Annotated in this window: 16 protein-coding genes; 10 read left to right on the top strand and 6 right to left on the bottom strand. The window is 67.7% G+C overall.

Annotation, left to right across the window (positions count from 1 at the left end):
* Positions 1-12,320, bottom strand: a 12,320-nt coding sequence (locus tag DN387_RS25120) for a non-ribosomal peptide synthase/polyketide synthase (protein WP_254506389.1), incomplete at its 3' end; no start/stop codon positions are given.
* A 251-nt stretch (positions 12,321-12,571) separates the two neighbouring features.
* On the opposite strand from DN387_RS25120, the gene DN387_RS25115 reads away from it, so the two are divergent.
* The 9 genes from DN387_RS25115 to DN387_RS25075 all read left to right on the top strand — a co-directional run bounded on the left by DN387_RS25115 (position 12,572) and on the right by DN387_RS25075 (position 19,905).
* Positions 12,572-13,534 (top strand): siderophore-interacting protein, encoded by a 963-nt coding sequence (locus tag DN387_RS25115; protein ID WP_043862414.1) that lies wholly within the window; start codon positions 12,572-12,574, stop codon positions 13,532-13,534.
* A gap of 198 nt (positions 13,535-13,732) precedes the next feature.
* Entirely contained in the window at positions 13,733-14,932 is a 1,200-nt protein-coding gene (locus tag DN387_RS25110; RefSeq protein ID WP_054915564.1) for a PepSY domain-containing protein, read from the top strand.
* Entirely contained in the window at positions 14,929-15,468 is a 540-nt protein-coding gene (locus DN387_RS25105) for a hypothetical protein (RefSeq protein ID WP_054915565.1), read from the top strand. The genes DN387_RS25110 and DN387_RS25105 overlap by 4 nt, the downstream gene beginning before the upstream one ends.
* Positions 15,468-15,806: a hypothetical protein gene (locus DN387_RS25100; RefSeq protein ID WP_043862411.1), complete on the top strand. Its 339-nt coding sequence runs from the start codon at positions 15,468-15,470 to the stop codon at positions 15,804-15,806. Before DN387_RS25105 ends, DN387_RS25100 begins: the two co-directional genes overlap by 1 nt.
* Positions 15,803-16,381 carry a DUF6162 family protein gene (locus tag DN387_RS25095; protein WP_054915566.1) on the top strand — a complete coding sequence of 193 codons (579 nt, stop codon included), beginning with the start codon at positions 15,803-15,805 and terminating at the stop codon, positions 16,379-16,381. The genes DN387_RS25100 and DN387_RS25095 overlap by 4 nt, the downstream gene beginning before the upstream one ends.
* A 35-nt stretch (positions 16,382-16,416) precedes the next feature.
* The gene (locus DN387_RS25090; protein WP_043862409.1) at positions 16,417-17,343 is read left to right on the top strand and encodes a metal ABC transporter substrate-binding protein; all 927 of its coding nucleotides are present in this window, start codon (positions 16,417-16,419) and stop codon (positions 17,341-17,343) included.
* Complete coding sequence (locus tag DN387_RS25085) at positions 17,340-18,101, top strand: metal ABC transporter ATP-binding protein (protein WP_054915567.1); 762 nt, start codon at positions 17,340-17,342, stop codon at positions 18,099-18,101. Before DN387_RS25090 ends, DN387_RS25085 begins: the two co-directional genes overlap by 4 nt.
* Positions 18,101-19,000, top strand: a complete 900-nt coding sequence (locus DN387_RS25080) for a metal ABC transporter permease (protein WP_043862407.1) — start codon at positions 18,101-18,103, stop codon at positions 18,998-19,000. The genes DN387_RS25085 and DN387_RS25080 overlap by 1 nt, the downstream gene beginning before the upstream one ends.
* Positions 18,997-19,905, top strand: a complete 909-nt coding sequence (locus DN387_RS25075; protein ID WP_043862406.1) for a metal ABC transporter solute-binding protein, Zn/Mn family — start codon at positions 18,997-18,999, stop codon at positions 19,903-19,905. Before DN387_RS25080 ends, DN387_RS25075 begins: the two co-directional genes overlap by 4 nt.
* 75 nt (positions 19,906-19,980) lie before the next feature.
* Here the strand turns inward: DN387_RS25075 and DN387_RS25070 are convergent, their stop codons facing one another.
* Entirely contained in the window at positions 19,981-21,507 is a 1,527-nt protein-coding gene (locus tag DN387_RS25070) for an MFS transporter (RefSeq protein WP_054915568.1), read from the bottom strand.
* A gap of 214 nt (positions 21,508-21,721) precedes the next feature.
* On the opposite strand from DN387_RS25070, the gene DN387_RS25065 reads away from it, so the two are divergent.
* Positions 21,722-22,594, top strand: a complete 873-nt coding sequence (locus tag DN387_RS25065; RefSeq protein WP_043862404.1) for a LysR family transcriptional regulator — start codon at positions 21,722-21,724, stop codon at positions 22,592-22,594.
* Positions 22,595-22,609: 15 nt separating this feature from the next.
* On the opposite strand, the gene DN387_RS25060 is transcribed toward DN387_RS25065, so the two are convergent.
* The 4 genes from DN387_RS25060 to DN387_RS25045 form a co-directional block, all read right to left on the bottom strand.
* On the bottom strand, positions 22,610-24,022 hold the full coding sequence (locus DN387_RS25060) for an aspartate aminotransferase family protein (protein WP_054915569.1): 1,413 nt from the start codon (positions 24,020-24,022) through the stop codon (positions 22,610-22,612).
* A 125-nt stretch (positions 24,023-24,147) separates the two neighbouring features.
* Complete coding sequence (locus DN387_RS25055; RefSeq protein ID WP_054915570.1) at positions 24,148-24,621, bottom strand: GNAT family N-acetyltransferase; 474 nt, start codon at positions 24,619-24,621, stop codon at positions 24,148-24,150.
* A 68-nt stretch (positions 24,622-24,689) separates the two neighbouring features.
* Complete coding sequence (locus DN387_RS25050) at positions 24,690-26,021, bottom strand: ATP-binding protein (RefSeq protein WP_054915571.1); 1,332 nt, start codon at positions 26,019-26,021, stop codon at positions 24,690-24,692.
* Entirely contained in the window at positions 26,018-26,701 is a 684-nt protein-coding gene (locus DN387_RS25045; protein ID WP_043862400.1) for a response regulator, read from the bottom strand. The genes DN387_RS25050 and DN387_RS25045 overlap by 4 nt, the downstream gene beginning before the upstream one ends.
* Positions 26,702-26,731 lie beyond the last annotated feature (30 nt).

Genomic DNA, 26,731 nt, shown 5'->3' with positions numbered 1-26,731 from the left:
TGCGGCTGCTCGACGATACCCTGCAGCAACTGTCGCCAGTGGCTGGCCAGGCGCTGGATGCTCGCCTCGTCGAACAGGGCGGTCGCGTAGTTCAGCGTGGCGCCGAGCCCGTTCGCCTGCTCGACGGTCTCCAGGGTCAGGTCGAACTGTGCAGTGCCCTGCTCCCACGCCAGGCTCTCCACGGTCAGGCCCGGCAAGCTGTGACGCGCGCCCTTGACCTGGCTCTGGTGGCTGTACATCACCTGGAACAACGGCGTGTGGCTGAGGCTGCGCTGGGGATGCAACGCCTCCACCAACTGCTCGAATGGCAGGTCCTGATGGCCCTGCGCGGCCAGCGCCGTGCGCTGTACCTGCTGCAGCAACTGGGCAAAGGTGGTGTGCGAATCGAACTCGGCCTTGAGCACCTGGGTGTTGACGAAGAAGCCGATCAGGCGCTCGGTCTCCAGCCGGGTACGGTTGGCGATCGGCACCCCGACACGAATGTCATCCTGCCCGGTGTAGCGATGCAGCAAGGCCTGGAAGCTGGCCAGCAGCAACATGAACAGCGTCACGCCCTGGGCCTTGGCCAACTGCTCCAGCGCGCTGGCCAGCGAAGGGTCGAGTTCGATGCCCAGGTTGGCCCCGGCATGGCTTTGCGTGGCGGGGCGCGGCCGGTCGGTGGGCAACTCCAGCAACGCCTGGCCACCCGCCAACTGCGTGGTCCAGTAGGCCAGTTGGCGGGCCTGCTCACCGGCCTCCATCCACTGGCGTTGCCACACCGCGTAGTCGGCGTACTGGATCGCCAGCGCCGGCAACTGCAGCGGCTGGCCCCGGCGATGGCCTTCGTAGAACTGGATCAGTTCCTCGACCATCACCGGCATCGACCAGCCATCGGAAACGATATGGTGCAAGGTGAGCACCAGCACATGCTCGCCCTCGGCCAGGGCCAGCAGCTTGACGCGCAACAGCGGCCCCTGCTGCAGATCGAACACGCGACGGGTTTCGGCCTCCACCAGCGTCTTGACCCATGCCTGCGCATCGGCACCGGCCGGCACGCCGACCTGCTCGACCTGCAGGGTGAATGGCGCGGGTGCATGGATCACCTGCACCGCCTGACCATCGGCCTGGCTGAAAGTGGTGCGCAAGGTCTCGTGACGTTCGATCAGCGACGTGAAGCTGGCCTGCAGGGCATCGATGTCCAACGCGCCCTTAAGGCTCAGTGCCAGCGGCATGTTGTAGGCCGTGCTGTGGGCATCCAGCTGCCAGAGGAACAGCTGGCGTTGCTGGGCATACGACAGCCGCAGTGGCTGGTTGCGCGCCACGTGCCGGAAGGCCGGCGCCGTGGCACGGCTGGCGCCCTGCACATCGGCGATGAAGTCGGCCAGCAGCGGTGCCTCGAACAGCGCACGCAAGGGCAGTTCGACCTCCAGTTGCTGGCGTAGACGCGACACCACCTGGGTCGCCAGCAGCGAGTGCCCGCCCAGCTCGAAGAAGTTGTCGTTCAAGCCCACCTGCTCGACCTTGAGCACCTGCGCCCAGATCGCCGCCACCTGCTGCTCGAGCACACTGACCGGTGCCACGAACTGCTGCTGCACCTGGCTGGTATCCGGTGCCGGCAGGGCCTTGCGGTCCAGCTTGCCGTTGGGGTTGAGCGGCAACGTGTCGAGGAACACGAAGTACGACGGCACCATGTACTCGGGCAGCATCGCCTTGAGGTGGTCGCGCAGCGCACCGCGCAACTCGGCCTGCCCTGCCCCGCTGGCCACCACGTAGGCCGCCAGCTGCTTGCCGCCCAGGCCCTGCACAGCGAGCACCACTGCCTCGCGTACGGCGGCATGCGCCTGCAGCGCGATCTCGATTTCGCCCAGCTCGATACGGAACCCGCGAATCTTGACCTGATGGTCGGTACGCCCGACGTATTCGAGTACCCCGTCGGCACCGTGGCGCGCCAGGTCGCCGCTGCGGTACAGGCGCCCGCCACCCTGCACACTGGTGTCGAACGGATCGGGCAGGAAGGTCGCCGCGGTACGCCTGGCATCGCCCAGATAACCGCGCCCCACACCGATGCCGGCCACGAACAGCTCGCTGATGGCGCCGTTGGGCACCGGGTCGAGGTTGCCGTTGAGCAGGTACAGGCGGTTGTTGTCGGTGGCCACGCCGATCGGCAGGCGAATCCCCGTGGTCGAGGCCGGCAGGACGTTGAACAGTGCCACGTCGTCGGAACACTCGGCCGGGCCATAGGCGTTCACCAGGCCCACCTCGGGATAACGCTGCACCCAGCGCCGCGCCAGCTCCGGCGCCAGCGCCTCGCCGGTGGTCAGCAGCCAGCGCAGCCGACCCAGTTCCTGGCCGGGGCTGCCCAGTTGTTCAAGCTCGTCGAGCATCACCTGCAATAGCGACGGCACGCTCTCGAGCAGGGTGATGCCGCGCTCGCGGACGTAGCTGAGCAACGCCCGCGGGTCATGCGCAATGCGGTTGGGCACGATATCCACCTGCGCGCCGAACAACGGCGCGGCCAGCAGTTGCCAGACCGAAATGTCGAAGCTCTGCGAGGCGGTCTGGGCGATCACGTCCGCGTCGTCCAGTTGCAGGTAAGGCACCTTGCTCAACTGGTTGTTGAGCATGCCGCGCTGCTCCACCTGTACCCCTTTGGGCGTGCCGGTGGAGCCGGAGGTGTAGATCAGGTAGGCCAGCGCCCGCCCGCCCGTGTGGCGACCGGGGTAATCGATCGGCACGTCCACCGGCGGCAGTGCATCGTCGATCAGCAGCGTCGCTCGGCGAGCCTCGGGCAGCAGGGCCAGCAGGGTCCGGGCACGGGTCGCGAAGTCGCTGCTGGCCAGCAATACCGGCGTACCGGCCAGGGCCAGCACCTCGGCCAGGCGCTGGTCGGGCAGTTGCGGGTCCAGCGCCAGGTAGGCGCAGCCGGCCTTGAACACCCCCACGGCCATGCCCAGCAGCTCCAGATTGCGCTCGCTGAGCATCGCCACCGGCTGGTCCGGCTTGGCCCCGGCGGCCATCAGTGCCTGCGCCACCCGGCTGGCGTGCGCGTCCAGCTCGCGGTAGGTCCATGCCTGCGCTTCGCAGCGCGCCACCACCTGCTCGGGGTGGGCCGCCAGTTGCGCCTCGAACAGGTTCACATACCCGGCCTCCAGCGGGTATTCGGCCAGGGCCTCGGGCTGTTCATGCACCTTGGCCAGCTCCGGCGCGCCCACCAGGGCCAGCTCGTCGAAGCGACCATGAAAGCCCTCGGCCAGGGCCAGCAGCAGGCGACGGAAGTCTTCCAGCAGCGCGGCAATGGTGGGCTCGTCGAAGTAGCTCTGGTCGTAGGACAGGTGCAGGCCCAGCTCGTCGCCGGGGTAGATCACCACTGTCAGCGGGTAATTGGTGTGGGTTCGCGACGTGGAACCGGCCACGTTGAGCTGCTGCGCATTGCTCAGCACCTTGCTTTCCATCGGCGCGTTTTCATACACCAGCAGGCTGTCGAAGATCGGGTGCCCCGCTTCTACCGCACTGCACGCCTGGATCTGCACCAGCGGCAGGTACTCGTACTCGCGCAGGGTGAAGTTCTTCTCGAACAGGCGCTGCAGCCAGGCCTTCACGCTCAGGTCGTCACCGGCCTGCGGAATGTCCACACGCAGCGCGATGCTGTTGATGAACAGCCCCACGGTGCTCTGCATCTCCGGGCGATTGACCGGGCGGCCCGCCACCGTCACCCCGAACAGTACGTCGTGCAGGCCGCTGTAGCGGTGCAGCACCAGCGACCAGGCAGCCTGGGCGAAGGTGTTGACGGTGATCTGATTGCGCTGGGCCAGTTCATGCAGCAGGCGCCCCTGCTCGGGGGCCAGGTACACGTAGTTGTCGCCGATGCCGGCCGACTCGCCATCGCCCTTCTTACGGTCGAACGGCAGCGCGGTGACTTCGCTGAAGTCCTGCAGCTCTTCGCGCCACATTGCCAGCGCGGCCTGCTCGTCCTGTTGCTGCAACCAGCCGATGAAGCTGCCGAAGCGCTCGGCGGCCGGCAGGGTCTGACCGTTGTAGAAGGTGAAGAAGTCTTCGAACAGCTGCGAGTGGCACCAGGCATCCAGCAGGATGTGGTGGTTGCTGAGGATGAACCAGTAATGGTCGGTTTCACGGCGGATCAGACGCACCCAGATCGGCGGCTGCTCCAGCAGCCTGAAGCCCTGGTCGCGCTCCTCGCGCAGCAGCGCCTGCAACGACACCTCCTGCTGCTCAGGCGTCTGCTCGCTCCAGTCCAGGAAGCTCACGCTCAACTGCGCCTGGCGGTGCACGATCTGCAGCATCTGGCCATCACGGTCGAGGCTGAACGAGGTGCGCAGCGGTTCGTGACGCTGCGCCACCGCACGCCAGGCCACGGTGAAGCGCTCGAAGTCGATGGGGCTGCGGATGCTCTTGCGCGCCTGCATGAAGTAGATGCCCGAATGCGGGTCCATCAGGGTGTGCAGCAGCATGCCCTGCTGCATCGGTGACAGCGGGTAGATGTCTTCGATATCGCGCGCGGCAACCGGCAACTCGTCCAGGCGTGCCTGGGTCAGGCCGGCAATCGGGAAGTCCGATGGGGTCAGGCCGAAGCTGTCTGGCCGGACGCAATGCGCGATGAGCGCCTTGAGCTCTTCGGCATACGCCTGGGCCAGGGCCTGGATGGTCGGTTCGTCGAACATGCGGCGGCTGAAGCTCCAGCCCAGTTTCAATTCGCCGCCATACACCTGGCCATTGATCGCCAGCCAGTTGCCCAGCGGCGCCTCGGGGCTCTGGTTGGCCCCGGCGTGCTCGCTGGCCGGAGTGAGGAAGGCGTCCTGGCCGTCTTCGGCAAAGCTGCCATCGAACTGGCCCAGGTAGTTGAAGGTGATACGCGGCACCGGCAGCGCGGCCAGTGCTTCGCGGGCCTGCGCGTCACCCAGGTAGCGCAGCGCACCGAAGCCGATGCCTTTGTCCGGCACCGCACGCAACTGTTCCTTGATGCGCTTGATCGAGCCATCGAGGCTGTCGGTGGGGCTCAGCTTGACCGGGAACATGCTGGTGAACCAGCCCACTGTGCGGGTCAGGTCCACGTCATCGAACAGGTCTTCGCGACCATGCCCTTCGAGCTGGATCAGTACCTCATCACGCTCGGTCCAGCGTGCGATCACCCGCGCCAGGGCGGTCAGCAGCAGGTCGTTGACCTGGGTGCGGTAGGCGGCCGGGGCCTGTTGCAGCAACTGGCGGGTGGTGGCCGCGTCGAGCACGGTGTGGGCCGTGGCCAGATGCACGCCCTGCAGCGAACCCTGCGGATGGTCGCACGGCAGTTCGGCGCTGACGCCCGCCAGATCGGCGGTCCAGTACGCCAGTTGCGGTTGCAGGGTGGCGGCATGGGTTTGCAAACGTTGCGCCCAGGCCTGGGTCGAGCTGGTCTTGGCCGGCAGGGTCACGGCCTGTCCGGCAGCCAGTTGCGTGTAGGCCGTTTGCAGGTCCTCCAGCAGAATGCGCCACGACACGCCATCGACCACCAGGTGGTGGATCGCCAGCAACAGGCGCTGACTGCCATCGGGCAGGGTCGCCAGTACCGCACGCAGCAGTTCACCGCGTTCGAGGTTCAGGCTGCGCTGGGCCTTTTCGCACAGCGCCTGCAACGCCTCGGCGTGTTCTGCCGCAGCCGCCCACACGATGGTCTGTTGCTGGGCCACGGCACCGTAGTGCGCGGCCCATTGGCCGTCGGCCTGGAGGCTGTAGTTCAGGCGCAGCGCATCGTGCTGGGTGGTCAGCGCCTGCAACGCCTGCTCCAGTGTCTGCGCCTGCAATGTCTGGCCGGGCTTGAGCAGCACAGCCTGGTTCCAGTGGTGCTGTTCGGGCATCTGCGCGCCGAAGAAATACTGGTGCACCGGCAGCAGCAGCGCCTGGCCGCTGGCAGCGCCCTGGTCGATCTGGCGGGCCTGCTCGCCCTGGCGCGCCACCGACGCCAGGCCCTGCACGGTCTGATGCTGGAACAGCTCCTTGGGGCTGAAATGGATGCCGGCCTGGCGCGCGCGGCTGACCAGCTGGATGGAGATGATCGAATCGCCGCCCAGTTCGAAAAAGTTGTCGGTAACGCCCACCTGCTCGACCTTGAGCACGCCCGCCCAGAGGGCGGCGAGCTGATGTTCCAGGTCGCTCTGCGGCGCCACGTAGGCCTGTTGCAGCAGGCTGGCGTCCGGTTTGGGCAGCGCCTTGCGGTCGAGCTTGCCGTTTGGGGTCAGCGGCAAGGCGTCGAGCACGATCAGGTGCGCCGGTACCATGTAGTCCGGCAGCACTGCTTTGAGGTGTTCACGCAAGGTGTTGCGCAGCTCGGTGTGCTGCTGCGCATCCGGCGCGGCCACGGGCACCAGGTAGCCGGCCAGCTGTTTGCCGCTGGGGCCGGGGATGTCGACGACCACCGCTTCGCGCACCTGCGGGTGCCCCTGCAGACGGGCCTCGATCTCGCCCAGCTCGATACGAAAGCCGCGAATCTTGACCTGATAGTCGATGCGCCCCAGGTAGTCGACCAGGCCGTCGGCGCGCACCCGCGTGAGGTCGCCACTGCGGTACACGCGCGTGCCGTCGGCGGCGAACGGGTCGGGTACGAAGCGTTCGGCGGTCAGGCCGGGGCGGTCCAGGTAACCGCGTGCCACGCCCTGCCCGCCCAGGTACAGCTCACCGGCAAGGCCGTTGGGCAAAAGGTTCAGCTCGGCGTCCAGCACATAGGCCGTGCGGCGCCCCACCAGGCTGCCGATGGGCGCGTAGGCGGCGCCACAGGTATCGCCTTCACGGGCCTTCCACAGCAGCGGCGTTACCACTGTTTCGGTCGGGCCGTAGCCGTTGACGATGTACTGCGGGCGCAACACACGCCAAGCCAGTGCATAGCTCGCCTGCGGCACGGCATCGCCGCCAAAGCAGTAGATGCGCACGGCCGGCGGGTTGCCGGCCTGTTCGACATGCTCGGCCACCTGCTGCAGGTATACCGGCGGCAGCGCAGTGACAGTCACGCCCTGCTCGCGCATCACCTGGCAGGCCTGCTCCGGCGACCACAGCTCGTCGCCGCGCAGCAGCAGGCGGGCGCCGTGGCTCAGGGCGGTCAGCCAACGCTCGTGGGCACCGTCGAAGGCCAGCGACATGAACTGCAGCTCGCAGTCGCGCGGGGTCATTTCATAGCGCTCGCCGATGGCCAGCACGTGCGCCACCAGCGGGCCATGCGCCACCGCCACGCCCTTGGGCTGGCCGGTGGAACCGGAGGTGTAGATCACGTAGGCCAGGTTGCCTTCGTTCAGCGCCACCTGCGGCGTGGTGTCGGCCCGCTCCTGCCAGGCCTGGGGCTGGTCCACCAGCAAGGTCGCCATCGCGCCGGGCAGCGCCAGCTGGTCGAGCACGTCGTGCTGGGTCAGCACCAGTGCAGCCTTGCAGTCCTCGATCATGTAGTGCAGACGGTCCTGCGGGTAGGCCACGTCCAGCGGCACATAAGCACCCCCGGCCTTGAGCACCGCCAGCAGGGCCACCACGGTGTCGACCGAGCGGCGCAACGCCACGGCCACGCGCACCTCGGGGCCTACGCCCAGTTCAATCAGGTGATGCGCCAGGCGATTGGACTGGGCGTTCAGTTGCGCGTAGGTCAACTGGCGCCCTTCGCAGAGCACCGCCACCGCGTTCGGCGTCAGTGTCGCGTGGTCTGCGATCAACTGGTGAACCTGGCGCTGGCTCGACTGCTGGCCGGGCTGCCACTGGCCGAGGATCTGCCGGCGCTCGTCGGCGCCCAGCAGGCTCAGTTGCGCCAGGCGCTGACGCGGGGCCTGGCAGATGCCTTCGAGCAGGTTCTGCCAGTGCGCGGCCATGCGCTGGATGCGCGCGGCGTCGAACAGGTCGGTGCAATAGTTGAAGGTGGCCACCAGCCCGCTGGCGCGCTCGAAGGTGTTGAGCGAGATATCGAAATGCGCGGTCTGCTCGACCAGGTCGATTTCCTCGACGTGCAGGCCGTGCAGGCTGTCGGCCGAGACCTGGCCGCCAACGTCGCGCAGGTGGTTGTACATCACCTGGAACAGCGGGTTGTAACCCAGCCCGCGCTCGGGCTTGAGTTCATCGACCAGTGCGTCGAACGGTACGTCCTTGTTGGCCTGGGCCTGCAAGGCGGTGTCCTTGACGGCCTCCAGCAACTGGCTGAAGGTCAGCGCCGGGTCGATGCCCACCCGCGCCACCAGGGTGTTGACGAAGAAGCCGATCAGCCCTTCGAGCTCCAGGCGATTGCGGTTGGTGACCGGGATACCGATGTTGACCTTGGGCTTGCCGCTGTAGCGTGACAGCACGATGGCAAACGCCGCCAGCAATACGTGGAACAGCGTGGCGTTGTGCTGCACCGCCAGTTCGCGCAGGCCGCTGGCCAGCGTGTCCGGCAGGCGGATGTCGATACGCCCGCCCTGATGGCTCTGCTCCTTGGGTCGGCTGCGGTCGGCCGGCAGTTCGAGCACCGCGAAGTCATCTTCGAGCTGGTCCTTCCAGTACTCGAGCTGGGCCTGTTGCAGCCCCTGGGCCAGACGCTTGCGCTGCCAGGCGGCGTAGTCGGCGTACTGCACCGACAGCGCCTCCAAGTGCAGCGGCTCGCCGCGCACACGGGCGTTGTAGGCGTTCGCCAGCTCGCGCATCATCACCCCCATCGACCAGCCGTCGGAGACGATGTGGTGCAGCATCAGGCCCAGCACATGCTCGTCACCGGCGCACTTGAACAGGCTGACGCGCAGCAGCGGGCCGTGCGCCAGGTCGAACGGGGTGGCGGCCTCTTCGTCCAGGCGCTGCATCAGTGCCTGTACAGGCTCGGCGCTGAGGTCGTGAATCGCGATGGCCAGCGGCGCAGGCGGCAACACGCGCTGCCACGGCATGCCGTCGCGCTCGTCGAACACGCTGCGCAGCGACTCGTGGCGACCCACCAACGAATCGAAGGCCGACTGCAGGGCCGACAGGTCCAGCGCGCCGTGCAGACGCACAGCCAGCGGCGTGTTGTAGGCCGCGCTGTGCGGGTGCAGCTTCCAGAACAGCCACTGGCGGTACTGGGCATGCGAAACCGCCAGCGGCGCGCTGCGGTCCAGTACCTCGAAGTCGGCTTGCGTTACCGGCGCCAGGGCTTGCGCCACGTCGGTGAAGGCCAGCAGGTCGGCGCTGTCGAACAGCGCGCGCAGCGGGATATCCAGGCCCAGTTGCTTGCGCACCCGCGAGACCACCTGGGTGGCCAGCAGCGAGTGTCCGCCCAGGGCGAAGAAGTTGTCGTCCAGGCCCACCTGATCCATGTGCAGTACTTCGGCCCAGATCTGTGCCACCACTGCCTGCAATGGTGTCTGCGGCGCACGGTAGGTAGTCTGTGCCGCTGCCGGCTGCGGCAGGGCCTTGAGGTCGAGCTTGCCGTTGGCGGTCACCGGCAGGCGTTCGAGCAACGACAGGTGGGTGGGCACCATGTGTTCGGGCAGGGCCTGCTTGAGCGCGGTGCGGCTGGCATCGAGCAGGGCCTGCTGCGCGGCATCGCCGTGTGGCGCGTCAACCGGCACCAGGTAAGCGGCCAGTTGCTGCGCCTGGCCCTCGCCCACCACACGCACCACGGCAGCACGAATGCCGGGCAACTCGCGCACGCGACTCTCGATTTCTGCCAGTTCCACACGATAACCGCGAATCTTGACCTGACCGTCCATACGCCCGGCGAACAGCAGTTGCCCCAGGCCGTTGCGACGCACCCAGTCGCCGGTGCGGTACAGGCGCCCGCCGGCAGCGTCATCCGGGTCGGGCACAAAGCGTTCGGCGGTCAGCCCGGCACGCCCCAAGTACCCCCGGGCCAGCCCGGCCCCGGCGATGTACAGCTCGCCTCGCGCCGCGCCTGGCACCGGCTGCAGGCAAGCATCGAGCACCTTCACGCGAAGGTTGTCCAGCGGCGTGCCCAGCACCGGCTGGCCATCCATTGCATGGGTCAGCACACCCACGGTGGTTTCGGTGGGGCCGTAATGGTTGATCACCGCAAGCGTCGGGGCCAGCCCCGCGATGCGTTGCAGCAGAGCAGGCGTGCAGGCTTCGCCGCCGAGGATCAGGCACTGGCGGGGCAACGCTGCTGCACCTGCAGGCAGCATGGCCTCCAGGTGCGAAGGCACGATCTTCAGCGCATCCACCGCGTGCTCGTGCAGGTAGCGGGCGAAAGCGTCGGCATCCAGCACCGTCTGCTTGTCCAGCAGGTGCAGGGTCTTGCCGCTGCACAGTGCACCGAACAGCACGGTGTGGCCCAGGTCGGCGGCAGGCGTGGTGACCATCGCCAGGCTCCGGATGGCCTGCATCGGCAGGCGTCGACCGACCCCGCGCACGTAGTTGACCAGCGCGCCATGGCTGATGCCGACACCCTTGGGCCTGCCGGTGGTGCCGGAGGTGTAGATCACATAGGCCAGGTTGTCCGGCGCGACCGCCACCACCGGCGCGGCAGCGTCGGGGTACACGGCATCGGCGTGCATCAGGTGTACCTGCACCGGCAATGTTTCGGCCCAGGTCGAAGCGGCCAGCACCACGCGCACGTTGCTGTCAGCCAACATGAAGTCGAGCCGCTCGCGCGGCTGCTCGGGCTCCAGCGGCAGGTAGGCGGCGCCTGCTTTGAGCACAGCCAGGATGGCCACCAGCATGTCGATGGAGCGGTCGGCAACCACGCCGACCCGCTCGTCCACCTGCACCCCGGCCTGGCGCAACGCCGCAGCCAGTGCGTCGCTGCGCTGGCACAGGGTGGCATAGGTGATCTGCCGACCGGCGCTGATGGCCGCGATGCCCTGCGCAGTGGCTGCGCCCGCCTGCTCGATCAGATGATGGATGCAGGTGTCGTCCAGCGCGACGGCCGGCGTGTCGATGTGCGGGGTACCGGCGACCAGCAGCGGCAGCTCACCGACGGCACGCGACGCGTCCGCCACCAGGCCTTGCAGCAATTGCACCCAATGCTCGCCCATGGCGACGATGGTGGCCGCATCGAACAGGTCCAGCGCATAGGTGAAGGTGGCGTGCAGGCGACCGGCGCTTTCGTAGGTGTCCAGCGCCAGATCGAAACGCGCGCTGTGCTTGTCCAGCGCGACCTTCTCCAGGGCCAGGCCCGAGCGGGTGGTGATCTGCGCGGCATCGGCGATGTTGGCCTGGTGGTTGAACAGCACCTGGAACAGCGCGCCCTGGTTGGCGCTGCGTGGCAGGTCAAGCGCTTCGACCAGGCGCTCGAACGGCAGGTCCTGATGCGCCTGGGCGCCGACAGCGGTGTGCTTGATGCGCTGCACCAGCTCGGCCACGTCGATCAGCGGGTCGATATCGGTGTGCAGCACCTGGGTATTGATGAAACAGCCGATCAGGCCCTCGACCTCGGCGCGGTTGCGGTTGGCCACCGGCACCCCGACGCGGATCGCGCGCTGGCCGCTGTAGCGTTGCAGCAGCAGCTTGAAGCCGCCCAGCAGCACCATGAACAGCGTTGCGCCCTGGGCGCGGGCGAGGCTGCGCAACTGCTCGGCCAGCGCCGGCTGCACTTCGAAGACATGCCGCGCACCGCGCTGAGTCGGTATGGCCGGACGCAGGTGGTCGAACGGCAGCGCCAGCGGCGCATGGTCGTCACCGAGCTTTTCGCGCCAGTAGCCAAGCTGGCGTTCCTGCTCGCCGGCCTCCAGCCAGCTGCGTTGCCACAGCGCGTAGTCGCGGTACTGGATCGGCAGCTCGGGCAGGGCCGCTTCGCCCGAACTGCTGGCGGCGTCGTAAAGGCGGATGAACTCGTCGATCAGCACGTTCAGCGACCAGCCGTCGGCGACGATGTGGTGCAGGGTCAGCAGCAGCACGTGCTCGCACGCGTCGAGCCTGAGCAGTTGCACGCGCAGCAGCGAACCGTTGCCCAGGTCGAAGGGGCTGCCGGCATCGGACTCGACCCGTGCGCCGACTTGTGTTTCGCGGTCTGCGGGTGCGAGATGGCTCAGGTCATGGGTGACGATCGTGACCGGTGTGGGCGGCAGAACGCGCTGACGGACCTGCCCGTCGCCCTGTTCGAACAGCGTGCGCAGGGTTTCATGGCGAGCCACCAGCGCATCGAAGGCCTGTTGCAGGGCATGGTTGTCGAGTTCACCCTTGAGGCGCACGGCCATGGGCAGGTTGTAGGCGGCGCCTTGCGGGTCGAGCTGCCACAGGAACCACATGCGCCCTTGCGCGTAGGACAGGCCGTCGCGCTCGCTGCTGGTGGCGTTGGCCGGGATCGGGAACTGCGAGAAATCGACGCCCTCCTTGCGCAGTGCTTCCAGGAACAGCGGACGCTTTTCGGTTGGCAGTTCAATAAAGCGGCGAGCGAGTTTCAGCGAGTCTTGGGCATTCATGCAATGCGTCCTTGTCGATAGGATGCGGGACCACAAGGTCCAGTCGTATCCACAAGAACGAAGCAGGTGCAGGGTGATTTAGGCTGTGAAAGCGCCGGCGCATGCGTTGGCCAGCAAGGCTGGCGCCTGCACAGCGTGCACACGGCACATGCAACGTGCCGGGGCCTGCGGAACTGGAGTGGCCAGCCCCCTAATTTCCCCCCGTCTTCCCTCGTCTCCAAAGAGAACCCGCTGCAAGAAAGGCCTATGCCATGTCCACCGCCTCCTCCCTGACCCGCGCCGTCGGGCGCGGCCTGCGCAAGCTGGCCGGCGCACAGCCCGAGCGCGCCTACCGCCTGTTCGATGTCACCCTCAAGCAACGCATCCAACTGAGCCCGTCGCTGAGCCGCCTGGTGTTCACCGGCCCGGACGTGGCCCGGATGCACACCCTGGCTGCCGATCAACGGGTCAAGCTGTTCTTCCCCGCCGCCGACGGCAGCCCGCCCGAACTGCCCAACGACCTGCACTGGAACGAAGCCCGCCGCGCCCTGGCCGAGGCCAGCCGCCCGCCCATGCGCACCTACACCATCCGTGCCCTGCGCCGCGAACAGGCCGAGGTGGATATCGATTTCGTACTGCACGGGGTCAACGGCCCCGCCTCGGCCTGGGCCACCCACGCCCGCACAGGCGACCGTCTGCAGATCCTGGCACCCAACCTGGCCTTCGCCGGCGACCCCGGGGGCTACGAATGGAACCCGCCCGCCGGGGTGCGCAACATTCTGCTGGTGGGCGATGAAACCGCCTTGCCAGCCATTGCCGGCATTCTCGAAACCCTCGCCGGGCAAGATGACCCGCCCCAGGTCGAAGCCTATGTCGAGGTGCCGCTGCAACAGGACTGCCTGGCCCTGCGCTGCAATGCCAGCACCACCTTGCACTGGCTGCCACGCGACCAGCAACAGCGCATCCAGGGCCAGGCCATGGTGCACGCCGTGACCCAGCTGGCCACCCTGCCCGCCAGACGCCCGCCCGCCGACACCCGCCTCGAGGAGGTGGACATCGACCAGCAGATCCTCTGGGAGCGTGCCAGCGCCAGCCACCAGAGCTTCTACGCCTGGGTGGCCGGGGAATCGGCTGCGGTGATGCAGATCCGGCGCTTTCTGATCAACGAACAGGGCCTGGACCGCAACGCGCTGACCCTGATGGGCTACTGGCGCGCCGGCCGCACGTTCGAGTAGGACCGCAGGCGTTTTCCAGGGCTCCGGGCGGCAGGCCGGGAGCCTTGGAAACATTTGCTTGCATTTTTTAGTGCAGGATTTCTGCTTCTCATTCGTCCTAACAATTACCACTGCACCCTTTCGAGCGAGCCTGAGCCCAGACACCCCGTGCTCCGGAACCTCATGCTCACCACACTCCGAATCGAAGTTGCCTGCCCAATGTCGAAAAAGTCACGTTCAAAACTCTGGTTTCTGGTCCACAGCTGGCTAGCCCTGCCGATCTGGTTCTTCGTGCTGATCGTCTGTTTCACCGGGACGCTGGCCGTGGTCAGCCAGGAAATCGTCTGGTTGGCGCAGCCCGAGGTCCGCGCCTCCAAACCCGACGGCGACCCGCCGATGCTGGGCTTCGACCAGGTGCGCGCCGCCGTCGAGGCCGCGCAGCCGGGGGTGTATGTCAGCACCATCGTGCGCCCGGACGAATCGCATTTCGCCCTGACCGTCAGCGTCACCTACCCCGACTCGCGCTCCACCACGCTCTACGTCAACCCGTACACCGGGGTGGTCCAGGGCGAGGCGGCGCAGTTCAACTTCCAGGCCTTTACCCGCGCCCTGCACGGTTGGTGGCTGGTGCCGTTCACCAATGGCTACAGCTGGGGCTGGTACCTGGTGTCGCTGCTGGGGCTGCCGATGCTGGCCTCGCTGGTCACCGGGCTGGTGGTGTACAAGCGCTTCTGGAAGGGCTTTCTCAAGCCGACCCTGCGCCTGAAGCACGGTGCGCGGATTTTCTGGGGCGACTTCCACCGCCTGAGCGGGATCTGGTCGATCTGGTTCATCGCGGTCATCTCGATCACCGGCACCTGGTTCCTGATCCAGGCGATTCTGTTCGACAACCAGATCTCGATTTCCAGCAACCAGGTGCTGCCGGTGATCGCCCGCGAGAACGTGCCCACCGCGCCCGCCGGCCAACCGGCCCCGGTGCTGAGCCTGGATGCCATCGAAAAGATCGCCATCGACAAGATCCCGGGGCTGGACGTGAGCTTCATCAGCCTGCCGAGCAACGCCTACAGCCACACCGAAGTGGGTGGGCGCAGCTGGTACCCGCTGATGTACCAGACGGCATCGGTCAACCCCTACAGTGGCGTGGTCGAGGCCCATGAGCTGCTGTCCGACCGCAGCAAGCTCGAATTCGTCACCGAGTCGATGCGCCCGTTGCATACCGGTGATTTCGGCGGCATCTGGATCAAGCTGATCTGGTTCGTGTTCGGCCTGCTGCTGAGCATGATGGTGCTCAGCGGCCTGCTGATCTGGACCAAGCGCACCGCCATCGCCACGGCCACCGCCCTCAAGCGCAGCGAAAAACCGGCACGCGCCAAGCGCGCCGCCGCTGCCACCCCTACCCCTTCGGAGAGCCAGGCATGAGCAAGGCAATCGCTGCACAACCGCCTTCGCGCCTGCGCCAGTTCTGGCTGAAATGGCGTTTTCACATCAACATACTGCTGTTGTTGGTACCGCTGGGTTTCATGCCCAAGTACTTCGCCGATGTGGCCTTGTTTCGCGGCGACGTGGGCCTGGGCGAACGCGAGGTCGGCGATATACAGGTCGGTCCCTGGAGCCTGAAGCTGGCCGAGCTGCGCAACGAGGCACCGCGCCTGGATGGCGCAGCCGGCTACATGAAGAGCTTCAACGCCAGCCTGTGCGAAGCCTGTATCCCACAGGTCAAGGCCACCTACCTGCGTATTGGCAAGCCGCGCAGCCTGCGCGCCGCCGGCGGGATCTTCTTCGGTTCCCCTTACCGCATGGGCGCCACGGTGCCGGTGCCGCTCAAGACCAGCCCCGACGCCGAACTGTGGGTGACCATGGAAGGCTGGGACGGCAGCATGCACCAGGGTTCGGTCCCGCTCAGCAAGGCCTCGCCAAGCACTGTCGCCTGGCTTCAAAAACAAGGAGGCAAATGATGCCTGTTTCTGACCTGCTGCGTCGCCTGGGTGGCGCGGCACTGCTCACTTCGCTCGCCACCTTCAGCAACCTGGCGCTGGCCCACAACCCGATCTGCGAATGCAAGCAGATCGAAGGCGGCCAGATCCAGTGCACCGGCGGCTTTTCCGACGGCAGCGGCGCCCCCGGCGTAACCCTCGACGTGATCGGCTACGACGAAAGCATCCTGGTGCCCGGCAAGCTGGGCGAAGACTCCAAGCTCACCTTCAAGCGCCCCGATGCCGAGTTCTACGTGCTGTTCGACGCAGGCCCCGGTCATGTGGTGGAAATCGACCAGGCCGATATCGAGGCACCATGAGCACCCCGACCACGACCCAGACCATCCGCCCGGCCGGTGCCGGCCATGAAACGCTGTACGTGCTGCTGTTCTGCGCCCTGGTGCTGCTGGTGGCCGGCGCGGTGGTCAGCTGGCGAGGCGAAACCACCGAAACCAGCGAAGTGGCGGCCCATCAGTTCGATGCGCGCCGCGACCTCACGGCCGGCGAGCAAGGGGTATACGCCGACCTGCGGGTTACCCTGGAGGAGATCCAGCTGCGTCAGCAGGAAGAACAGCGCCTGCCCACCCCGGCCGAGCTGGATGCCGAGGGCTACGCCCCGTTCGCCCGCGACGCCAGCGCCGTGAGCCGTGGCGGCCACACCTGGCAGTTGCTCGAAGGCGGCGCCTACCTGGGGCTCAGCCAGGCCAGCGAAGTGGCCGGCTCGTTTCTGATGCGCCTGGGCGCACAGCCCGACAGCCCGGCCGATATCTGGCTCAACCGCAGCACCGACCTCACCGCCCCCCACGACCTCAGCGACGCCGCCTTGAGCGCTGCGGGCTGGCAACAGGTCGTCGCGCAATTCGATGCCGGGGTCACTCGCCAGCATCGGCACTGAACCCACGGATACACCTGAGAGAAGACCGCCTGCCCATGTCTATTTCATCGTTTCTGGTCAACCGCCGACGCATCCTGGCCGGCGTGCTCGCCCTGTGCCTGGCGCCCCTGGCGCACGCCGAAGAGGCCAAACGCCTGCGTATCGGCATCACCCTGCACCCCTACTACAGCTACGTGGCCAACATCGTCGGCGACAAGGCCGAGGTGGTACCGCTGATTCCGGCAGGCTTCAACCCGCACGCCTACGAGCCACGCGCCGAGGACATCAAGCGCATCGGCACGCTGGACGTGGTGGTACTCAACGGCGTGGGGCATGACGATTTTGCCGACCGCATGATCGAGGCCAGCGAAAAGCCTGGCGTGGCCACCATCGAGGCCAACGCCAACGTGCCGCTGCTGGCGGCCACCGGCATCGCCGCACGCGGCGCGGGCAAGGTGGTCAACCCGCACACCTTCCTGTCGATCAGCGCCTCGATCGCCCAGGTCAACAACATCGCCCGCGAGCTGGGCAAGCTCGACCCGGCCAACGCCAAGGCCTACACCGCCAATGCCCGCGCCTATGGCAAGCGCCTGCGCCAGCTGCGTGCCGAGGCCCTGGCCAAGCTCACCAGCGCGCCCAATGCCGACCTGCGCGTGGCCACCGTGCACGCGGCCTACGACTACCTGCTGCGTGAATTCGGCCTGGAAGTCACCGCCGTGGTCGAGCCCGCCCATGGCATCGAACCGAGCCCCAGCCAGCTGAAGAAGACCATCAACCAGCTGCGCGACCTGGACGTGAAGGTGATCTTCTCGGAGCTCGACTTCCCGTCCACCTATGTGGACACCATCCAGCGTGAGTCCGGCGTGCGCCTGTACCCGCTGTCGCACATCTCCTACGGCGACTACAGCGCCGAAAAGTACGAAAAGGAGATGACCAGCAACCTCGATACCGTGGTGCGCGCGATCCAGGAGGCCGGGGCATGAGCGCCATCGAGCCGATCACCCTTGCCAGCCAGGGCCCCGGCGTGGAGTTCGACGCCGTTGGCCTGACCCTGGGCCGCACCACCATCCTCGACCAGGTGAGCTTCAGGGTGCGCCCTGGCAGCGTGCATGCGCTGGTGGGGCCCAACGGCGGCGGCAAGAGTTCGCTGATCAAGACCCTGCTCGGCCAGATGCCCCACCACGGCCGCCTGAACCTGCACTGGGCCGGCGCCCCCGGTTGCATCGGCTACGTGCCGCAGGCCCTGGAATTCGACCGTGGCCTGCCGATGACCGTGGACGACTTCATGGCCGCCATGTGCCAGCGCCGCCCGGCGTTCCTGGGGCTGTCGCGCCACTACGCAGCGAGCATCGGCCAGGCGCTGGAGCGCGTGGGCATGCAGGACAAGCGCAAGCGGCGCATGGGCGCCCTCTCCGGCGGCGAGCGCCAGCGCGTGCTGCTGGCCCAGGGGCTGATTCCGGCGCCGCAACTGCTGGTGCTGGACGAACCGATGTCGGCGCTGGATGAAGCCGGCATCCGCATCTTCGAACAACTGCTGCTGGACTGGCGCGCCAGCGGCACCACCGTGCTGTGGATCGAACACGACCTGGAGGCGGTGAAACGCCTGGCCGACCACGTCACCGGCCTCAACCGGCGCATCCTTTTCGACGCGCCGCCCGAGCAGGCCCTGCGCCCGGAGGCGCTGCTGCAACTGTTTTCCACCCACCCGCGCAGCGCTGCGGTGACCGGGAGCCACGCCTGATGAACTATGAAGAATTTCGCCTGATGATCCAGGGCCTGGCGTCCTCGGGCTACCTGCCCGAAGCCCTGGCCTATGGCTTCGTGGTCAACGCGCTGCTCGCCGGCCTGCTGATCGGGCCGGTGCTGGGCGGGCTGGGCACGCTGGTGGTGGTCAAGCGCTTTGCGTTCTTCTCCGAGGCGGTGGGCCACGCGGCCCTGACCGGGGTGGCCATCGGCATCCTGCTCGGCGAACCCTATACCGGCCCCTACGGCAGCCTGTTCGGCTACTGCCTGCTGTTCGGCGTGCTGCTCAACTACCTGCGCAACCGCACCGGGCTGGCCCCGGACACCCTGATCGGGGTGTTCCTGTCGGTGTCGCTGGCGCTGGGCGCAAGCCTGCTGCTGATACTGGCGGGCAAGATCAACGTGCACATCCTGGAGAACGTGCTGTTCGGCTCGGTGCTGACGGTCAACGGCAACGACCTGCTGGTGCTGGCCATCGTCGGCGCGCTGGTGCTGGGCCTGAGCCTGCCGCTGTACAACCGCATCATGCTGGCCAGCTTCAACCCGCAGCTGGCGGCAGTGCGCGGGGTGGCAGTGAAGACCCTGGACTACCTGTTCGTGGTGCTGGTGACGCTGATCACCGTGGCCGCGGTGAAGGTCATCGGCGCGATCCTGGTGGGCGCACTGCTGGTGATCCCGGCCGCTGCCGCCCGCCTGCTGAGCCAGTCGCTCAAGGGGTTTTTCTGGACCTCGGTGGTGATCGCCACCCTCAGCACCCTGAGCGGCATCCTGCTGCCGATCGTGTTCGACCTGCCGTTGCCTTCGGGCGCCGCGATCATCCTGGTCGCCGGCATGGCCTTCGCCCTGGCCGCCATCGCCCGTGGCACCCTGCCCAGCCTGAAAGGAAACATCGGATGAAGCCGACATTTCGCCAACTGACCCTGGTACTGGCCCTGAGCGGCGCCTTCAGTGTTGCCGCACAGGCCGCCGAAGCCGCGCGCCCGGTGCAGGTACTGGCGTCCCTGCCCATCACCTACGGCCTTGGCCAGTTGCTGCTCGACGGCAGCGAGGTGAAGCTGCAACGCGCCGCCGCGGCCAACCTGCCCGGCTCGCGCCAGACCGCCTACTTCAGCGGGCGTGGGGCGCCGGCCCTGCAGAAGCTGGCCGTGAACGCCGATGCGGTGATCGGCCTGCGCTCGGTATGGGCGGACGACCCGCTGTACCCGATGGCGCGGCGCAGCAATATCCGCATCGTTGAAGTGGATGCCGCACGCCCGGTGGATGGCAGCCTGCCCGGCATTGCGGTGCAGCCGGGGGCGCCAAAGGACGGCCTGAACAGCCAGCCGTGGCTGTCGAGCAACAACCTGGGGCGCATGGCTGACGTGACCGCCGCCGACCTGGTGCGCCTGGCGCCGGCCGCCAAGCCGAAAATCGAGGCCAACCTGGCCACGCTCAAGCAGCAGTTGCTCAAGCTCAGTGCCGACAGCGAAGCGCGCCTGGGCGAAGTCGACAACCTCAGCGTGGTAAGCCTGTCGGAGCGCTTCGGTTACCTGATCGGCGGGCTGAACCTGGAGCAGGTGGCCTACAGCGTACCCGCCGAAGACCAGTGGACCCCCGAGGCACTGCAACAGCTGACCGCTCTGCTCAAGGACAACGACGTGGCGCTGGTGCTCGACCACCGCCAGCCGAGCGAGGCGGTAGCTGCGGCAGTCGCCAAGGCCGGCAGCCGCCTGCTGGTGCTGGAGGGCGGCGGCGAAAACCCGGTGAGCGAGCTGCAGGGCAGTATCGATGAAGTGATCAAGGCACTCGCCGCGAAGGCCTGAAGGTCGGCAAAAACAAAGCCCCAGTGCGCAACGCCTGGGGCTTTTCAGTTGCGCCGAACGCCCGCGTGCGCGCGATCAGCGCGCCGGCAGCGGTTGCGGCACCGGCAGCGGCCTGCCAAGCAGCACACCGACCACCACGGCGAACACCAGCGCCGCCACCCCGGCGCTTTGCAGCACCGTCTCGAAGCCGCCGATGAAGGCGTGCTGCGCCAGCGGCGCGAGGGTTTCGCGCAGTGCCGGGTCGACCATAGCCAGCGCTGCCGGCAGGTCACCGGCGGCAACCCGGGTGGCCATGTCGCCGACCTTGTCCAGTTGCCCAGGCGCCACCCCTGCCACCGCCTCGCGCAGCAACTGCCCGCTGCGCGCCGCCAGGATGCCGCCCAGAATGCCGATGGCCAGCACGATGGCACCAAAGCGCGTGGTAGTGCTCAGGCCCGAGGCCATGCCGGTGCGCTCGCGCGGCACGCAGGCCATGATGTTCTTCTGCGTGTCACCGTTGAGCAGACCGGCCCCGGCGCCCAGCACGATGCTGGCCAGGGCGAAGCTCAGGTAGCCGCCATAGCTGGCCGCCGCGCCGCACAGCAGGTTGCCCGCGCCCACCAGCAGCAGGCCCAGGGCGAACACCTGGGCGCTGCTCAGCCGCGCCGACAGGCGCATGCCCAGGCGCGGGGTCAGCAGCATCGCCAGGGCAAACGGCAGCATGCCCGCGCCGGCGGCCAGGGCCGACAGTTGCAGGCCGTTCTGCAGGTACAGCGGCAGCAGGGTCATCATCACCTGGGCGCAGGCGGCGTAGGCGAACATGCCCAGCAATGCACCGATGAAGCGTGCGCTGCGCATCAGTTGCAGGTCGATCATCGGCCGCGCCTGATTGCGCTCCACCAGAATGAACAGGCCGAACAGGAACGCTGCGATCACCAGGCGCCCAAGGGTCTGGGCACTGCCCCAGCCGACCTGGTTGGCATCGATCAGCGCCCAGATCAGGTAGCCCAGGCTGCCGGCGAAGGTCAGGCTGCCAAACGGGTCCAGCCGCGCGGCGGCGCTGTCGCGGGACTCCTCGACACTGCGCCGCACCATCACCGCCAGCACCGCCACCAGCGGCAGGTTGATGTAGAAGATCCAGCGCCAGCCCAGGGTGCTGGCGATCAGCCCGCCCAGCAGCGGCGCGAAGGTGATGGTCGCGCCCATGCACGCGCCCCAGAACGCCCAGGCCCGCATGCGCGCCTCGGGCTCGTGGAAGCGGTGGCCGATGGCAGCCAGTGCCGAGGTCAGCAGCAACGCCGCGCCCACGCCCTTGGCGGCCCGTGCGATGTCGAGGAACACCAGGGTGGGCGCCGCGCCGCAGGCCAGCGAGGCGAGGCCGAACAGGCCCAGGCCCAGTTGCAGCATGCGCCGGCGCCCGAAGCGGTCGGCCAGGCTGCCGGCGGGCAGCAGCAGTGCGGCGAAGGCCAGCAGGTAGGCGCTGACCACCCATTCGATGTCGGCGAACGAGCCGGACAGGTCGCGGGCGATGCTCGGCAGGCTGACGGCGACGATATTGGTGTCGAGGATGATCAGGGCGCACACGGCCGAAGCCGTGAACAGGGTGAAACGGGCGGAGGACATTGCAAGGCTCCTGTGCAAGGCGATCTGGGGCCGGTGTCGCGGTGTCCGAGCAGGCTGCCGCGACGGGGCCGGTGTAGCCACCGGATGCTCATCGGCGCAGCGGCTTTGCCGCCACGTCACGCATCTTGTAGTGTTACTACACATTACCGCCGCAACGGCCTGGCCTTGTTAGCCAGGATCGCCTGCGTCATTAGCCTGCAGCTAACGAGACCCCATGGAAATCCGCCATTTCCGCTATTTTCTCAGCGTCGCCCGCCTCGGCCACTTCACCCGCGCCGCCGAGCAACTGGGCATCGCCCCGCCGACCCTGAGCCGGCAGATCCAGGACATGGAAAGGCAGCTGGGTGTGCGCCTGTTCGAGCGCAGCCAGCGCGAGGTGTGCCTGACCGCCGCCGGCGAGGCGCTGCTGCCCGAGGCCGAACAGGCGGTGCGCCAGTTCGATGCCGCGCAGCTGGGCGCACAACGGGCCGGGCGCGGTGACGTGGGGCGTATCGAGTTGGGTTATGTGGCCTCGGCGGCCTTTTCGGGGCTGCTCCAGCAGCAGGTGACGCGCTTCAGCCAGTCGCACCCGGGGGTGGTGCTGAACATCCGCGAGCAACCCATGGCCGAGTCCCCCGCGCTGGTGCGTGACGGTGTGCTGGATATCGCCTACGTGCGCACGCCGATGGACCTGCCCGACGAACTGGTCGCGATGGACCTGCACGAAGAAGGCTTTGTCCTGGCCCTGCCGGCCAGCTCGCGGTTGAACGAGCTGCCGCAGATCATGGCCGCACGCCTGGCCACCGAAACCTTCATCTTGCCCGAGCAGATCTCCGGCACCCTGGCCGTCGCCGCCCAGGGTGGCTTCGTGCCGCGCCTCGGGCCGCAGCCGGGTAGCCTGGTGGCGGTCATCACCCTGGTTTCGCTGGGCCAGGGCGTGGCGCTGGTGCCCGAGTCGGTGCTGCAACACATCACCCTGCCGCAGGTCAGCTACCGGCGCATCGCCGACAGCCAACCCACCTCGTGCCTCACCGTGCTGCATCGGCGTTTCGAGAAGGCGCCCGCGGTGATGCGCTACATCGAGGCCCTGCGCAGCGGCCAGGGCTGATCGCACCCGCGCGCCTTACAGACGCTGCAGGGCCGCCGGCAAGGCGCGGGCGAAGCGCTCGGCCACGTCGTCCACCTGCGCGGCGGTAATGATCAGCGGCGGCAGAAAGCGCACCACGCAACCGTTGCGCCCACCCAGTTCGATGATCAGCCCGCGCTTGAGGCATTCGTTCTGGATCAGCGAGGCCAGCTTGCCGAACCCCGGCGCATGCCCCAGCGCATCGGCGGCCCCTTGCGGGTCCACCACCTCGACGCCGAGCATCAGCCCGCGACCGCGAATGTCGCCCAGGTGCGGGAAGTCGCGCTGCAGCACCGCCAGATGCTCGCACAGCCGTGCGCCCATGGCCTCGGCGTGGGCAGCCACGTCGTGTTCCTTGAGATAACGCATCACCGCCGAGCCTGCAGCCATGGCCATCTGGTTGCCACGGAAGGTGCCGGCGTGGGCGCCCGGCAGCCAGGTGTCGAGCCAGTCGCGGTACACCACCACTGCCAGCGGCAGGCTGCCGCCGATGGCCTTGGACAGCACCACCACGTCCGGCACGATGCCGGCGTGCTCGAAGGCGAACATCCTGCCGGTGCGGGCAAAGCCGCTCTGGATCTCGTCGACGATCAGCGCCACGCCCGCCTGCTCGGTGATGCGCCGCACGCCGCGCAGCCAGTCGAGGTCGGCCGGGATCATGCCGCCCTCGCCCTGCACCACCTCGACGATCACCGCCGCCGGCAACTGCACGCCGCCTTCGGGGTCGCTCAGCAGGTTTTCCAGGTAGCGCAGGTTGACCTGCACGCCCTGCTCGCCGCCCAGCCCGAACGGGCAGCGGTAGTCGTAGGGGTATGGCAGGAACTGAACGCCGTTGCCCAGCAGCGCGCCCATCGGTTTCTTCGGCCCCAGGCTGCCCATCAGGCTCAGCGCGCCCAGGCTCATGCCGTGGTAGCCGCCCTGGAACGACAGCACCGTGCTGCGCCCGGTGGCAGTGCGTACCAGCTTGAGCGCGGCCTCCACCGCATCGGTGCCGGTCGGCCCGCAGAACTGGATCCGGGCCTGGGCGCTGAAGGCCGGTGGCAGCAGGCCGAACAGGTCCTGCACGAACTGGTCCTTGACCGGCGTGGTCAGGTCCAGGGTATGCAGCGGCAGGCCGTCTGCCAGCACCTGCTGGATCGCCTCGATCACCACCGGGTGGTTGTGGCCCAGGGCCAGGGTGCCGGCGCCGGCCAGGCAGTCGATGAACTGGCGGCCCTCGACGTCTTCGACGTAAAGCCCCTGGGCACGCTTGAGCGCCAGCGGAATGCGCCGCGGGTAACTGCGTGCATTGGACTCCTGCTGCTTCTGTCGCGTCAGCAGTGGCGAATCTTCGAAGTGATAAAGCGTTTCGCCAGGCTCGTCGGCTGAAGAAGCCGGCTGTGCCTGGGCAAGGCAGGTAGCGACTGACATCGGAAGTAACCCTCGCAAGCAAGCGGATGGTCCCGCCACGCGCCGATGGCCAGCGTTGTGTCGGGATGTGTACTCGCTTGAAAGACGCACCAACGCCCTGCGGATTTAGCGCGCGGGGCGGTCTTCTAGAAGGTTTTGTGCATCAGTTGCAGGTGCAGGCCATGAAATCCCAGCGCATCACCGCTGGGCGAATAACCCAGGCGTGCGAAAAAATCCTGGGCCGAGGCGGTGCTGTACAGCGATGCATGGGTACAGCCCCAGCGGCGCAAGGCGTGCTCCAGGTCCAGCACCAGTGCCCGACCGATGCCACGCCCGGTGTGGTCGCGCTGCACGAAGCACTGGCAGATCTCGCCGCTGCGCAAGGCCAGCGCGGTAGCCACCGGGCGACCCTGCCAGCGCCCCAGGTTCAGGTACAGGGCCGGGTCGCCCAGCCAGTCGGTGATCTGCGCACGCTGCTTGCTGCGCGACCAGGCGTCGATCACCTGCAGGTCGCCGTGATGATCCTGGTCGGCTGCGGTGGCGATGCTCTGCTGCATCAGCCGCTCGATCAGGGCGGCCTCGGCCGGCCGGGCCCTGGCAATGCGAATCCGTTCGTCCATGAGTACTCCCTGGTGCTGTGCGGTCCACACCTTACGGGGGCGACCGGCGCCTGACGAGGCCGGCGGGGTTACATTTGATGTGCACGCAACGGCATCTGCAGCAACACGCGCAAGCCGTCGGCGTGGCTGTCGAACGTCAGCGAGCAGGCGCAGCGCTGCACGATCGCCTGCACGATCGCCAGGCCCAGGCCACAGCCTTCGCTATGGCCATTGCGCCAGAAACGCTGGGTCACATGCTGCAGGTTCTGTGCATCGATGCCCGGCCCATGGTCGCGTACCAGAAAGCCCACGGTGTTCGCCTCGACCTGAACATGCAGCTCCACCGGCGCATCGGCGGCGCTGTGGCGCAGGGCGTTGTCCAGCAGGTTGCGCAAGGCCGCCACCGCCAGCGCCGCGGGCATGTCGGGAAACACCTGGGCCGCCGGCGCCGCAACCTGCAGCACGATGCGCCGGTTGTCGCCCAGGCCCGCATCCTGGATGGCCTGGCGGGCGATCTGCTCGGCGCTGTACTGCACGCCATCATCGAACGACAGGCTGCCCTCCACCCGCGCCAGCAACAGCAGCTGCTCCAGGGTACGGTGCAGGCGATCGGCGCCCTGCTCGGCATGCTCCAGGGCCTGCTCGCGCACCTTGCCATCGGTCATGCGGGCCACTTGCAGGTGGGTCTTGATCGCCGTCAGCGGGCTGCGCAGTTCATGCGCGGCATCGCCGGTCAGGCGCCGTTCGCGCTCGATGGTCTGGCCGATGCGCTGGAACAGCTGGTTCTGGGTTTCGAGCAACGGCTGCAATTCGCTGGGCAGGGCACGCACCTGCAACGGCTCCAGCGAATCGGGGCTGCGCCTGCGCAGTGCGTCGCGCATGCGGTTGAGCGGCGCCAGGCCCTTGCCCACCCCCAGCCACAGCAGCCCGAGGCTGCCCAGCAACGCCACCAGCACAGGGGCCGAGGCCGCCAGCAGGATCGAGCGGTTCAGCGCCTCGCGCTCCAGGTGCCGGTCGGCAGTGGTGATGCGCACGTCGCCGCGTGCATAGGTGAAGCTGCGCCACAGTGCGCCATCGATCATCTGGTCGTGAAAGCCGCTGCGCTGATCGTCGAGGGTCTGGTCGGCATGGTTGTGGCTGCGCGCCAGGATCTCGCCGCGCAGCGAGCTGACCTGGCAGGCCATGCCATCGGGGATGCTGAACTGGTCGGTGCTCAGGCGCGTGCCCTCACCCTTGCTGGTCAGCGGCTGCGGCAACTGGTCGATCAGCCCGGCGACCATGCGCGCCGACGCCACCAGGCGCTGGTCGAGAGAGAACATCATCTGCTGACGCAGGTCGCACAGCATCCACGTCGCGGCCAGGGCCCAGATCAGGATGAAGGCAGTGCCCAGAATCAGGCTCAGGCGCAGGCGCAGGCTCATCGTTGCAACGCCTGCGGCACCTGGGCCGGCCCCAGGCGATAACCCAGGCCGCGCACGGTCTCGACGATGCCGTTGCCCAGCTTGCGGCGCAGGTGATGGATGTGCACGTTCAGGGCATTGCTTTCGACCTCGTCGCCAAAGCCGTAGACGCTGTCCTTGAGCTGCTCGCTGGACAGCACCCGGCCGCGGTTCTGCAGCAGGGCCTGGAGCAGCGCCTGTTCGCGGCGCGACAGGTCCACCGGCTGACCGGCCAGGTGCGCTTCGCAGCTGGAGGGGTCGAAGCTCAGCGGGCCGTGTTCGATGACGTTGACACAGCGCCCGGCCACGCGGCGCAGCAGGGTGTGCAGGCGCGCGGCCAGCTCGCGCAGATCGAAGGGTTTGAGCAGGTAGTCGTCGGCGCCGGCCTGCAGCCCGTCGACCCGGTCGGTGACCGCATCGCGCGCGGTCAGGATCAGCACCGGCAGGCTGTGGCCCTGCTGGCGCAGGCGTTGCAGCAGCTTGAGGCCGTCTTCGTCGGGCAGCCCCAGGTCCAGCACCATCACGTCGAAATGCGCGGCCTGCAGCATCGCCCGCGCCGCACTGGCGCTGGCCACGCGGTCGACGGTCAGGCCCTGGGCACTCAGGCCGGCAATGATGCCGCTGGCGATCAGGTCATCGTCTTCACAGAGCAGTACGTGCATGGGGCGGGCTCGGTCGTTGGCAGAAAGGCC

The organism is Pseudomonas sp. FBF18, from assembly GCF_024261405.1.
GTDB classification, from domain to species: domain Bacteria; phylum Pseudomonadota; class Gammaproteobacteria; order Pseudomonadales; family Pseudomonadaceae; genus Aquipseudomonas; species Aquipseudomonas palmensis.
This window is presented reverse-complemented; position numbering and strand designations above follow the sequence as displayed.